General features: G+C 71.7%; 9 protein-coding genes and 2 pseudogenes. 9 read left to right on the top strand and 2 right to left on the bottom strand.

Translation table 11 applies throughout. From position 1 onward, the window contains the following. Positions 1-46 precede the first annotated feature (46 nt). On the bottom strand, positions 47-655 hold the full coding sequence (locus A9X05_RS17130) for an N-acetyltransferase (protein ID WP_067758571.1): 609 nt from the start codon (positions 653-655) through the stop codon (positions 47-49). A 326-nt stretch (positions 656-981) separates the two neighbouring features. Here A9X05_RS17130 and A9X05_RS17125 point away from each other — a divergent pair, with 326 nt between their 5' ends. From A9X05_RS17125 to murD, 9 genes and pseudogenes are all read left to right on the top strand, one after another. Then, complete coding sequence (locus A9X05_RS17125) at positions 982-1,386, top strand: DUF3040 domain-containing protein (RefSeq protein WP_067274495.1); 405 nt, start codon at positions 982-984, stop codon at positions 1,384-1,386. A 427-nt stretch (positions 1,387-1,813) separates the two neighbouring features. Further along, complete coding sequence (gene mraZ / locus A9X05_RS17120) at positions 1,814-2,245, top strand: division/cell wall cluster transcriptional repressor MraZ (RefSeq protein WP_007170790.1); 432 nt, start codon at positions 1,814-1,816, stop codon at positions 2,243-2,245. Beyond that, complete coding sequence (gene rsmH, locus A9X05_RS17115; protein WP_156675691.1) at positions 2,220-3,377, top strand: 16S rRNA (cytosine(1402)-N(4))-methyltransferase RsmH; 1,158 nt, start codon at positions 2,220-2,222, stop codon at positions 3,375-3,377. Before mraZ ends, rsmH begins: the two co-directional genes overlap by 26 nt. Next, positions 3,374-4,561: a hypothetical protein gene (locus tag A9X05_RS17110; RefSeq protein WP_067782921.1), complete on the top strand. Its 1,188-nt coding sequence runs from the start codon at positions 3,374-3,376 to the stop codon at positions 4,559-4,561. Before rsmH ends, A9X05_RS17110 begins: the two co-directional genes overlap by 4 nt. A 14-nt stretch (positions 4,562-4,575) precedes the next feature. Next, entirely contained in the window at positions 4,576-6,615 is a 2,040-nt protein-coding gene (locus tag A9X05_RS17105; RefSeq protein WP_156736796.1) for a penicillin-binding protein 2, read from the top strand. A 151-nt stretch (positions 6,616-6,766) separates the two neighbouring features. After that, positions 6,767-8,347, top strand: a complete 1,581-nt coding sequence (locus A9X05_RS17100) for a UDP-N-acetylmuramoyl-L-alanyl-D-glutamate--2,6-diaminopimelate ligase (RefSeq protein ID WP_067782951.1) — start codon at positions 6,767-6,769, stop codon at positions 8,345-8,347. After that, on the top strand, positions 8,344-9,906 hold the full coding sequence (murF, locus tag A9X05_RS17095; RefSeq protein WP_067782916.1) for a UDP-N-acetylmuramoyl-tripeptide--D-alanyl-D-alanine ligase: 1,563 nt from the start codon (positions 8,344-8,346) through the stop codon (positions 9,904-9,906). The genes A9X05_RS17100 and murF overlap by 4 nt, the downstream gene beginning before the upstream one ends. Continuing rightward, entirely contained in the window at positions 9,903-10,982 is a 1,080-nt protein-coding gene (gene mraY, locus A9X05_RS17090; RefSeq protein ID WP_067782913.1) for a phospho-N-acetylmuramoyl-pentapeptide-transferase, read from the top strand. Before murF ends, mraY begins: the two co-directional genes overlap by 4 nt. Continuing rightward, positions 10,975-11,742, top strand: a pseudogene (gene murD, locus A9X05_RS17085) (UDP-N-acetylmuramoyl-L-alanine--D-glutamate ligase); the annotation flags it as partial. The gene mraY and the pseudogene murD, both read left to right, overlap by 8 nt. Here the strand turns inward: murD and A9X05_RS29870 are convergent. Continuing rightward, positions 11,728-12,159: pseudogene (locus A9X05_RS29870) on the bottom strand (glutamate ligase domain-containing protein); the annotation flags it as partial. The pseudogenes murD and A9X05_RS29870 sit on opposite strands and share 15 nt — an antisense overlap.

The following is a 12,159-nucleotide window of genomic DNA, read 5'->3' as shown; positions in this document are numbered from 1 at the left end:
CGCGCCGCCAGCGCGGGTCCGCCCGGGCGCGCCCGCGATCCGGCGATCACAGCGGGAGCTTGCGGCCCAGGATCGCGAATGCGCGCGGGTCGCCGGCGAAATGGTAGCCGCGGATCACGTCGGTGAAGCCCAGCCGGCGGTACAACCGCCAGGCCCGGTTCGGTTCGCCGTTGGTCTCGGGCGTGGACAGCAGGACGTTCTCTTCGGCTCGACCGGCGAGCAGCCGCCGGGCCAGCGCCTCGCCGAGGCCGCGACCCTGCGCGCGCGGGTGGATGTGCAGCTCGGTCAACTCGAAGTAACTGTTCATCAGCCCGGCGATCTCCTGCGCCGGCCGGCCGCCCCGTTGCAGTCCGAGGACGACCTGCTGCTGCCACCACTGCCCGGGTGCCCCGGGGTACCCGTAGGCGATGCCGAGCAGCGGGGCGTTGCTCAATTCGGCCACCGACGGGACCGCCCCGTCCGCGCCCTCGGCCGGCTCGGCGTCCACGACGCCCACCCCTTGCCAGCCCCGCCGGCGGATGTGCTCGAGCCACATCGCGGCGCGCTGGTTCTCGGTGCCGCGTGGGTACCGCATCGCGTCGACATACACCTTCAGGGCCTCGCCCAGACGGCGCTCCATATCGGTGGGCGGCAGATCGATGAGGAATATCGCCACTCGCGGTGTCCTCCTCACCCTGTGCTCGCATGCCGGCGTTCACGTTGTCGCGCGGCCCGCGCCGCCACCGCCATTATCGGACGCGCGGGGAGGCCGTCGGGCGGGCGGTCGCGGCAACGAACCGCCCACCCATCCCGGCTGGGGAAGCCGGTTGTAGCGCACGGCCGTTCCGGCTCCGACGGGGGCACGGCCGGGGCCAGGATAGAATCGCCACCGAACCAGTGGTATGGCGCAGATTGACCTCGTATCATTTCAGTTAGTTGCCCTACAACGGGCATCCGCGTGTTATCGATAGATACGCGTCAACTGTCGGCAAGGAGGGACGAATGCCACTCTCCGATCATGAGCAGCGGATGCTCGATCAGATCGAGAGCGCTCTCTACGCCGAAGATCCCAAGTTCGCGTCGAGCGTCCGCGGCGGAGGGTTGCGCGCGCCCACCGCGCGCCGCCGCCTGCAGGGCGCGGCCCTGTTCGTGATCGGCCTCGCGATGCTGGTTTCCGGGGTGGCGTTCAAGGCCACCATGATCGGAAACTTCCCGATTCTCAGCGTCTTCGGGTTCATCGTGATGTTCGGTGGCGTGGTGTTCGCCATCACGGGTCCACGGTTGTCCGGCCGCCCCGACCACCCCGGCTCGGCGCCCGGCTCGCTGCGGCAGCGCCGCAACAAGGGCGGCGGGGGTTCGTTCACCAGTCGCATGGAAGACCGGTTCCGCCGCCGCTTCGACGACTAGCGGTCTCGCCAACGAATCTGGGGTAGCCACCGGGCTCCCCCTTTTTCATGTCTGTTTCGTAGCCGGGCGCGCCGTCATCGTCACAGATTGATCCGGCTCGGCTGAGTATCGCCGGGCCGGTGATGCGGTTTTGAGGCCGGATCGAGCCGCAACCGTGCTTTGGCGCAGGAGTTGAGCCCCACCGCGCCCCACCGAGTGCCTCCACTTCGCCCCACATCGTGGCCTGTGCGGCTTTGAGCTGCGGTTTCCTACCTTCTACTGGAATGCGAGGCGGGGCCCGGTGGGTCCGGGTGCGATGGCATGTGCGCCCATGGGTGGCGGATAACCCGGAAAAGTCCGCCACGACACTCTCGGAATGGGGCGAAGTGGGGGATTGTGGGGTATGGTGGCCACAGTGTTTGGGTGACCCCGAGTGGGAGGTGAGCCGGTGTTTCTCGGCACCTACACGCCCAAACTCGACGACAAAGGGCGGCTCACGTTGCCCGCCAAATTTCGCGACGCGCTGGCAGGGGGGTTGATGGTCACCAAGAGCCAGGACCACAGCCTCGCCGTCTACCCGCGGGGCGAATTCGAGCAGCTCGCGCGCCGGGCGAGCAAGGCGTCGAGGAGCAACCCCGACGCCAGGGCGTTCCTGCGCAACCTCGCCGCCGGCACCGACGAGCAGCATCCCGACGCGCAGGGCCGCATCACACTGTCGGCTGACCACCGCCGCTACGCGAACCTCTCCAAGGATTGCGTGGTGATCGGAGCGGTCGACTACCTCGAGATCTGGGATGCGCAAGCCTGGCAGGACTACCAGCAGACCCACGAAGAGAACTTCTCCGCGGCCAGCGATGAAGCACTCGGCGACATCATCTGAGGCGCACGCCCGTGCAACGTGGCCTCTGCCCGAACCGACCCTGGCGTACTTCCCCAACGCCAGGTTCGTGCCTTCGGACAGGGACCTCGATGCAGGGGCGTCTCGCCGGACCCGGGGAGGCGTTGCGGTGGCTGACGATTCGGGCGACTTCGGACACGTACCCGTCCTGCTGCAGCGCTGCGTCGAACTGCTGACCCCCGCGCTGACCCGTCACCATGCCGACGGGTCGGGGGCCGTCCTGCTCGATGCCACCCTGGGCGCGGGCGGGCATGCCGAGCGGTTCCTGACCGACCTGCCCGGGCTGCGGTTGATCGGACTCGACCGCGACCCCAGCGCGCTGGAAATCGCCGGCGACCGGTTGGCGCGATTCGCCGACCGCGTCACGCTGGTGCACAGCCGCTACGACGGCCTCACCGCGGCACTGGCCGAATCCGGTTACGACACAGTCGGATCGCTCGACGGGATGCTGTTCGACCTCGGGGTGTCGTCCATGCAGCTCGACCGCGCCGAGCGGGGCTTCGCCTACGCGCAGGACGCGCCGCTGGACATGCGGATGGATCCCGAGTCGCCGTTGACGGCGGCCGACATCCTCAACACCTACGACGAAGCCGCGCTGGCGGACATCCTGCACCGCTACGGCGAGGAACGGTTCGCGCGCCGGATCGCCGCGCAGATCGTGCGCCAGCGCGCCCGCGCACCCTTCACGTCGACCGCGGAGCTGGTAGCCCTGCTCTACCAAGCGATTCCGGCCCCGGCCCGGCGGACCGGGGGCCACCCGGCCAAGCGCACCTTCCAGGCCCTGCGGATCGCGGTCAACGACGAGTTGGACTCTTTGCGCAGCGCGATCCCGGCCGGGCTGGACGCGCTCGCCGTCGGCGGGCGCATGGTGGTGCTGGCCTACCAGTCCCTGGAGGACCGGATCGTCAAGCGGTTGTTCGCCGAAGCGGTCGCGTCCCGCACGCCGGTGGATCTGCCGGTCGAGCTTCCCGGCCACGAGCCGCGATTCCGGTCGCTCACGCACGGCGCCGAACGCGCGGACGCCGCCGAGGTCGAACGCAATCCGCGCAGCGCCGCGGTGCGACTACGCGCCGTGCAACGGGTCCAGCAGGCAACCGGAAAGGGCGACGCATGAAAGCAAAGCGGGAGACGCCGAATCGCCGCGGCGGGCGCGACGGTTCCGCCCGGCGCAGCAGGCGCTCGGCCGCCGAGCCCGGCTCGGCCCGCCGCACCCGGCCGGGGCGGAGCGCGGCGCCCACCCGGGAGAGCCGCGCGCCCAAATCCGGACCGCTCACCGGCCCCATCGCCCGGCCCGCCGAGCGTCCCGCGCGGCCCAAGAGCACGAGCCAGGCGAAGGCGCGGGCTAAGGCACGGAAGGCCAAGGCGCCCAAGGTCGTTCGCCCACGCCTGAGCGAGCGCCTGGCGACCCGGCTGGCCTCGATCGACCTGCGGCCCCGCACCCTGGCGGCCAAGGTCCCGTTCGTCGTGTTGGTCATCGGCGCGCTGGGCCTCGGCCTGGGTCTCACCCTGTGGTTGTCCACGGACTCCGCGGAGCGCTCCTACAAATTGAGCCACGCCCGCGAGAAGACTCGGCTGCTGCAACAGCAGAAAGAAGCGCTGGAACGTGATGTGCGCGAGGCGGAATCCGCACCGGCACTGGCGGAGGCGGCCCGCAAACAGGGCATGATCCCGACGCGGGACACCGCGCACCTGGTCCAGGACCCGTCCGGGAACTGGGTGGTCGTCGGCACGCCCAAGCCGGCTGACGGGGTGCCGCCACCACCGTTGAACAGCAAGCTTCCCGACCAAGGCCCGCCGGTGCCCCCCGCACCGCCGGCGCCGCCCGCCGAGGTCCCGGTCCGGCTGCAGCCCGACCCCGCGGCGCCCGCGCCGGCCCGGTCCGGTCCCGAGGCGCTGCTGCGTGCACCGGACGGATCGTCGACGCTCGGCGGCCAGCACCTGGCGCAGACCGGGCCGCAACCGCCGGGCATACCGGGGGCACCGGCAGCCGGGCAGGCGCCCGCTGCGCTGCCCGTGCCGGGTGCGCTGCCCGTGCCGGGCGTGCCGGTGCCGGGGCTGCCCGCGCCTGCGGTGATCACGCCCGCTCCGGGGCCCGCCGAGGTGCCGGTGCCGTTGGGCGGCTTGCCGATTCCGCCGCCCGGGCAGGTGCCCGCACCGCTGCCCGCTGAGGTTCCGGTGCCGGTGCAACGGGCCCCCGCGGTTCCCCCGCCGGTGGCTCCCGTCGTGCCCGCAGCCCCCGTGTTGGCGCCGCAACCGGTGGCTCCCGGTCCCGCCGTGACGCCGGGTGCGCCCCGGTGAGCCGCGGCGACTCGATGCGCGCCCGCCGGTCGCAGCCGAGCCGTGGTCCCCGTAAAGCGCAGGAAGCCAAGGAGGTTCGCCAGCCGAAGCGCCGCGGGAAGCAACAGCAGGCCCAGGACGTCCGGGAGCCGAAGCGATTCCGGAAAGCCAAGGAAGCCAGGCAGGGCCGCGCGGCCGACCGTCCGGAGGCCGCGGCGACCGAGCACTCCGCTCGGGAGCGGCGCACCCGCAAGCTCGTTCAGGCGGGCAGCCGCGGCGCGTCGTTCGTATTCCGGCATCGGGCCGGGAACGCGGCCATCGGGCTCCTGATCGTGGTGGCGGCGGTCCAGCTGTTCGTCCTGCAGGTGACCAACGCGCCGACGCTGCGCGCCCAGGCGGCGAGCCAGCTCAAGGTCACCGACGTCGAGAAGGCCGTGCGCGGCAGCATCGTCGACCGCAACAAGGATCAGCTGGCGTTCACAACCGAGTCGCGCGCGTTGACGTTCCAGCCCAAGAGGATTCGCAAACAACTCGACGAGGCCAAGAGCAAGAACTCGGCGGCCCCCGACCCGCAGCAGCGGCTGCGGGACATCGCCAAAGAGGTCGCCACCCGGCTGGGCAACAAGCCCGACTCCGCGACCGTGTTGAAGAAGCTGCAGAGCGACGAGAACTTCGTCTATCTGGCGCGCGCCGTCGACCCCGCGGTCGCCAGCGCGATCTCCGACAAGTATCCCGAAGTCGGTTCGGAGCGGCAGGATCTGCGGCAGTACCCCGGCGGGTCGTTGGCGGCCAACATCGTCGGCGGCATTGACTGGGACGGCCACGGGCTGCTGGGGCTGGAGGAGTCGCTGGACTCGGTGCTGTCGGGGACCGATGGCTCGGTCACCTACGACCGGGGATCCGACGGCGTCGTCATCCCCGGCAGTTACCGCAACCGGCACCGGGCGGTCAACGGCTCGATGGTCCAGCTGACGCTCGACGACGACATCCAGTTCTACGTGCAGCAGCAGGTGCAGCAGGCCAAGAATCTGTCCGGCGCACATGATGTTTCGGCGGTCGTGCTGGATTCGAAGACCGGCGAGGTTCTGGCGATGGCCAACGACAACACCTTCGACCCGTCCCAGGACATCGGGCGCCAGGGCGACAAGCAGCTGGGCAACCTGGCGGTGTCCTCGCCGTTCGAGCCGGGCTCGGTGAACAAGGTCATCACCGCGTCCTCGGTCATCGAGTACGGCCTGTCCAACCCCGACGAGGTGCTGCAGGTGCCCGGCTCGATCAACATGGGCGGCGTCAACGTGCACGACGCGTGGGAGCACGGCGTGATGCCCTACACCACGACCGGCGTGTTCGGAAAGTCCTCCAACGTCGGCACTTTGATGCTCGCGCAACGCGTCGGGCCGGAACGCTTCTACGACATGGTCCGCAAATTCGGGCTCGGGCAGCGCACCAACGTGGGCCTGCCCGGTGAGAGCGCCGGGCTGGTGCCGCCGATCGACCAATGGTCGGGCAGCACCTTCTCCAACCTGCCTATCGGGCAAGGGCTTTCGATGACGCTGCTGCAGATGGCCGGCATGTATCAGACGATCGCCAACGATGGGGTGCGCATCCCGCCGCGGATCGTCAAGGCCACCATCGCACCCGACGGCACCCGGACCGAGGAGGCGCGTCCCGAGGGCGTGCGGGTGGTTTCGCCGCAGACGGCCCAAACCGTGCGCAACATGCTGCGCGCCGTCGTGCAGCGCGACCCGATGGGCTACCAGCAGGGCACCGGGCCCTCCGCCGCGGTGACCGGCTACCAGATGGCCGGCAAGACGGGCACCGCTCAGCAGATCAACCCGGCCTGCGGCTGCTACTTCGACAACGTCTACTGGATAACCTTCGCCGGCATGGCCACCGTCGACAACCCGCGCTATGTCATCGGGATCATGATGAACAACCCGGATCGCAACGCCGACGGTACGCCGGGCCACTCGGCGGCCCCGTTGTTCCACAACATCGCCGGCTGGCTCATGCAGCGGGAGAACGTGCCGCTGTCGCCGGACCCGGGTCCGCCGCTGACCCTGCAGGCGACGTAGCCAACCGGAAACCGCCGGCCAATCTGTCGTGCAGTGACGTCGGGTGTGCGTCCAGGGCGGGATTCGGGCCGAAATCCCGCCCTCAACGCACACTCGATCGATGAGCCCACCTGGCTGGCAGGCGCCTCTCGGTAGGGTGTCATGGCCGATCATGAGGACCACGTGCGTGGACGGGAGGTGTGCCGTGCCCACTGATTTGCGCCCCAGCGCCGTGGCGGGCGCGCGCCTGCCCGCGCTGGCGGCCCAGGTCGGGGCGGTGCCCGCGGACCGGGGCGCGGCGGTGCCCGACGTGCCCGTCACCGGCGTCACGCTGCGCGCCCAGGACGTGCGGCCCGGCGACCTGTTCGCCGCGCTGACGGGCGCCTCGACCCACGGGGCGCGGTACGCCCCCGAGGCGATCGAACGCGGCGCCGTCGCGGTCCTCACCGACGCCGCCGGCGTCGCGGAAATGGGTGCGTCGGCCTCGACCGTCCCGACGCTGGTGCATCCGGCGCCCCGCGGGGTCCTCGGCGCCCTGGCCGCCACGGTGTACGGGAACCCATCGGAGCGTACGACGGTCATCGGGATCACCGGAACCTCGGGCAAGACCACCACGACGTATCTGGTCGAATCCGGGCTGCGCGCCGGGGGCCGCAAGGCCGGGCTGATCGGCACGATCGGCATCCGGATCGACGGCGCCGACGTCCCGAGCGCGCTGACCACGCCGGAGGCGCCCGCGCTGCAGGCCATGTTCGCGGCGATGGCCGAGCGCGGGGTGGACACCGTGGTCATGGAGGTCTCGAGCCACGCGCTCGCGCTCGGCCGGGTGGACGGCACCGGCTTCGCGGTGGGCGGCTTCACCAACCTTTCGCGGGACCACCTCGACTTTCACCCCACCATGGCCGACTACTTCGAGGCCAAGGCGAAGCTGTTCGACCCCGCGTCACCGTTGCGGGCCCGGCGGGTGGTGGTCTGCGTCGACGACGAAGCCGGGCGCGCCATGGCGGCGCGGGCCGGGGATGCCATCACCGTCAGCGCCGCCGGCGAGCCCGCGCACTGGCGCGCCATGGACGTGATGCCGATGGGTGCGGGGGGACAGCAGTTCACCGCGATCGACCCCGCCGGCGTGCGCCACCGGGTCGGCATCCGGTTGCCGGGGCATTACAACGTCGCCAATTGCCTTGTGGCGCTTGCGCTTCTGGACGCGGTGGGGGTGTCTCCCGAGCAAGCGGCGCCGGGACTGCTGGAGACCCGGGTGCCCGGGCGCATGGAAGACATCGACGGTGGCCAGGATTTCCTCGCGCTGGTCGACTACGCCCACAAGCCCGGCGCGCTGCGCGCGGTGCTGACCACCCTGGCGCGGCCGGGTCGCCGGCTGGCGGTGGTGTTCGGCGCCGGCGGCGAGCGCGACCCGGGCAAGCGGGCGCCGATGGGCGCGACCGCCGCTGAGCTGGCCGACCTGGTCGTCGTCACCGATGACAACCCCCGCGGCGAGGACCCCGCCGCCATCCGCCGCGAGATCCTGTCCGGTGCGACCGAAAGCGGTGGTGCGGCCGAGGTCGTCGAGATCGGGGACCGGCGCGCGGCCATCCGGCACGCCGTCGCCTGGGCGCAACCGGGCGACGTGGTGCTGGTCGCCGGCAAGGGGCACGAGACCGGGCAGCGCGCCGCCGGCGAAACCCGTCCGTTCGACGACCGGGTGGAGCTGTCCGAGGCGTTGCGGGCCCGTCGGCCCCGTGAGACTCGGTCATGATCGACCTCACCGTCGCGCAGATCGCCGAGCTGGTGGGCGGCACGCTGGCCGACATTTCACCGCGGGCCGCCGCCGAGCTCCGCGTCACCGGAACCGTCGAATTCGATTCGCGCGCAGTGGGTCCCGGCGGGTTGTTCCTCGCGCTGCCGGGGGCGCACGCCGATGGGCATGACTACGCGCGGGCGGCGGCGGCGGCCGGCGCGGTGGCCGTGCTGGCCGCCCGGCCGGTGGGGGTGCCGGCGATCGTGGTGCCCCCGCAGCGGGCGAGCCGCGGCGGCGGCCTGGCCGGGGTGCTCGAACACGACACCGACGGCTCGGGCGCGGCCGTGCTCGCCGCGCTGGCCAGGCTGGCCAAGGCGGTGGCCGCCGAGCTGGTGGCCGGCGGCCTGACCATCATCGGCATCACGGGTTCGTCGGGGAAGACGTCGACCAAAGACCTCGTCAAGACCGTGCTCGAGCCGCTGGGCGAGGTCATCGCCCCGCCCGGGTCGTTCAACAACGAGCTGGGCCACCCCTGGACGGTGCTGCGCGCGACGCGGGACACCGACTACCTGGTTCTCGAGATGTCGGCCCGCCATCCCGGCAACATCGCCGCGCTGGCCGAGATCGCCCCGCCCGCGATCGGGGTGGTGCTCAACGTCGGCACCGCCCACCTGGGCGAGTTCGGCTCACGGGAGGCCATCGCGCGGACCAAATCCGAACTGCCGCAATCGGTTCCGCCGTCCGGTGTGGTCATCCTCAACGCCGACGACCCGGTGGTGGCGGCGATGGCCCGCGTCACCGGGGCGAGGGTGGTGTGGGTCAGCCGGTCCAGCCGCACCGACGCGGGTCCCAGCGACGTCTGGGCGGACGGAGTGTCGCTGGACGAACTGGCCAGGCCGCGCTTTACCCTGCACGCGATGGACAGCGCGGTCGCGGTTGAGCTCGGCGTGTTCGGCGACCATCAGGTCACCAACGCGCTGTGTGCCGCCGCGGTCGCGCTGGAGTGCGGCGCGACCGTCGACCAGGTCGCCGCCGCGCTGGCGCAGGCGGGGCCGGTGTCGCGGCACCGGATGCACGTGACCACCCGGGCGGACGGGGTGACGGTGATCGACGACGCCTACAACGCCAACCCCGACTCGATGCGGGCCGGCCTGCAGGCGCTGGCCTGGATCGCCCACCGCGCAGGCGAGAAGCGCAGGAGCTGGGCGGTGCTGGGCGAAATGGCCGAGCTCGGCGACGACGCGGTGGCCGAACACGATCGCATCGGCCGCCTGGCGGTGCGCTTAGATGTGTCTCGACTCGTCGTCGTGGGAAGTGGGAGGTCGATGAGCGCCATGCACCACGGAGCGGTCATGGAGGGCTCGTGGGGAGCTGAGGCGGTCAACGTGGCCGATGCCGACGCGGCGCTGGCGCTGTTGCGGGCCGAGCTGCAGCCCGGCGACGTGGTCCTGGTCAAGGCCTCCAACGCGGCGGGGCTGGGAGCGCTGGCCGACGCCCTGGCTGGCGTCGATCGCGAGGGCGGCGAAGCCGGGCGAAGCGGGTCGTCACCATCGGGCGACGGGGGGACCGGCTCGTGAGGCAGATCCTGATCGCCGTCGCCATCGCGCTCGCGGTGTCAATCCTGTTGACGCCGGCGCTGATTCGCCTGTTCACCAGGCAGGGTTTCGGCCATCACACCCGCGAGGACGGGCCGCCCAGCCACCACGCCAAGCGGGGCACGCCGTCGATGGGCGGCGTGGCGATCCTCGCCGGCATCTGGGCGGGCTACCTCGGGACCCACCTGGCCGGGCTGGCGTTCGACGGCGAGGGCGTCTCCGCGTCGGGCCTGCTGGTGCTGGGCCTGGCGACCGCGCTCGGCGGCGTCGGCTTCCTCGACGACCTGATCAAGGTCCGCCGGTCGCGCAACCTCGGGTTGAACAAGACGGCCAAGACCATCGGGCAGGTGGCCGCCGCGGTGCTGTTCGGGGTGCTGGTCTTGCAGTTCCGCAACGGCAGCGGATTGACACCGGCCAGCTCGGACCTGTCCTATGTGCGCGAAATCGCCACCGTCACTTTGACTCCGGCGCTGTTCGTGTTGTTCTGCGTGGTCGTGGTCAGCGCGTGGTCCAACGCGGTCAATTTCACCGACGGTCTGGACGGCCTGGCCGCCGGGTGCATGGCCATGGTCACCGCCGCCTACGTGTTGATCACCTTCTGGCAGTACCGCAACGCGTGCGTGACGGCGCCGGGCCTGGGCTGCTACAACGTGCGCGACCCGCTGGACCTGGCGCTCGTCGCGGCCGCCACCGCGGGCGCCTGCATCGGCTTCCTGTGGTGGAACGCCGCTCCCGCAAAGATTTTCATGGGGGACACCGGCTCGCTGGCGCTGGGTGGCATCATCGCGGGCCTGTCGGTCACCAGCCGCACCGAGATCCTCGCCGTCGTGCTGGGGTCGCTGTTCGTCGCCGAGGTCACCTCGGTGGTGCTGCAGATCCTGGCGTTTCGCACCACCGGTCGCCGGGTGTTCCGGATGGCGCCGTTCCACCACCATTTCGAGTTGGCGGGCTGGGCCGAAACCACGGTGATCATTCGCTTCTGGCTGCTCACGGCGATCACGTGTGGGCTGGGCGTGGCCCTCTTCTACGGTGAGTGGCTGGGCGCGATCGGTGCCTGACGTGCCCGGACTCGAGCCTCTGGTGCCGGGCGCGCCGGTGCTGGTGGCCGGCGGCGGGGTGACCGGCAAGGCGGTGCTGTCCGCGCTGATCCGGTTCGGCGCGGTGCCGACCCTGTGCGACGACGACCCGGCCACGTTGCGGCGCTACGCCGAGAGCGGCGTGGCGACGATGACGACGTCGACGTCCGCGGAGCGCCTTGCGCAGTACGCCCTGGTGGTCACCAGCCCCGGGTTCTCGCCGGACACGCCGCTGCTGGCCGCCGCCGCGACGGAGGGCGTGCCGATCTGGGGCGACGTGGAGCTGGCCTGGCGGCTGGACACGGCGGGTTACTACGGGCCACCGCGCCGCTGGCTGGTGGTGACCGGCACGAACGGCAAGACGACCACGACGTCGATGCTGCATGCCATGCTGACCGCCGCGGGCCGGCGCAGCGTGCTGTGCGGCAATATCGGCGACCCGGTGCTCGACGTGCTCGAGCAGCCGGCCGACCTGCTGGCCGTTGAGCTGTCCAGCTTTCAGCTGCACTGGGCGCCCTCGGTGCGGCCCGAGGCGGGCGTCGTGCTCAACATCGCGGAGGACCACCTGGATTGGCATTCGACCATGGCCGACTACACGGCGGCCAAGGCGCGCGTGCTGGGCGGCCGGGTGGCGGTGGTGGGGCTCGACGACGCCCGGGCGGCGGCGTTGCTGGGCACCGCCGGGGCGCCGGTGCGCGTCGGCTTCCGGCTCGGCGAGCCGGCGGTGGGCGACCTCGGCGTCCACCGACGCGCCCTTGAGCAATCCGCCCGCCACCCACACCACGCGGGGGTAGGCGAGCACGGACGCCTCGGCGGCGTGCGGATTGGTGGCCTTGGAGTCGTCGACGTAGGTGATGCCGTCGGCCACCGCGACCACCTCCGCCCGGTGCCGGCCCACCCGGAAGGACGCGACCGCCTCCGCGATCGCCTCGGCGGGCACGTCGACGCTGCGGGCCAGCGCGGCCGCAGCCAGGGCGTCGAGGACGCCGACGGGCCCGGGCACCGGGATCGAGTCGACCGGCAGGAGCGCGAGGTCGTCGGCGAAGGCGCGGTCGACCAGCCGGCCGTCGCGCACGCCGAGTTCGCCCACCGCCGGCTCGCCGAGCCGGAAGCCGACGCGCACCGGCGCCCCGGCGGTGCCCAGCAACGCCGCCGCCCG

The organism is Mycobacterium sp. E3298, from assembly GCF_001666895.1.
GTDB lineage: Bacteria > Actinomycetota > Actinomycetes > Mycobacteriales > Mycobacteriaceae > Mycobacterium.
Note: the sequence above shows the minus strand (reverse complement) of the source record. Positions and strands in the feature narration are given on the sequence as shown.

Excerpts from the sequence above, each read along its gene's own strand:
- A9X05_RS17125 (WP_067274495.1), top strand. The coding sequence starts at position 982 with ATGCCACTCTCCGATCATGAGCAGCGGATGCTCGATCAGATCGAGAGC.
- rsmH (WP_156675691.1), top strand. The coding sequence starts at position 2,220 with ATGAAGCACTCGGCGACATCATCTGAGGCGCACGCCCGTGCAACGTGG.
- A9X05_RS17110 (WP_067782921.1), top strand. The coding sequence starts at position 3,374 with ATGAAAGCAAAGCGGGAGACGCCGAATCGCCGCGGCGGGCGCGACGGT.
- A9X05_RS17105 (WP_156736796.1), top strand. The coding sequence starts at position 4,576 with ATGCGCGCCCGCCGGTCGCAGCCGAGCCGTGGTCCCCGTAAAGCGCAG.
- A9X05_RS17100 (WP_067782951.1), top strand. The coding sequence starts at position 6,767 with ATGAGGACCACGTGCGTGGACGGGAGGTGTGCCGTGCCCACTGATTTG.
- murF (WP_067782916.1), top strand. The coding sequence starts at position 8,344 with ATGATCGACCTCACCGTCGCGCAGATCGCCGAGCTGGTGGGCGGCACG.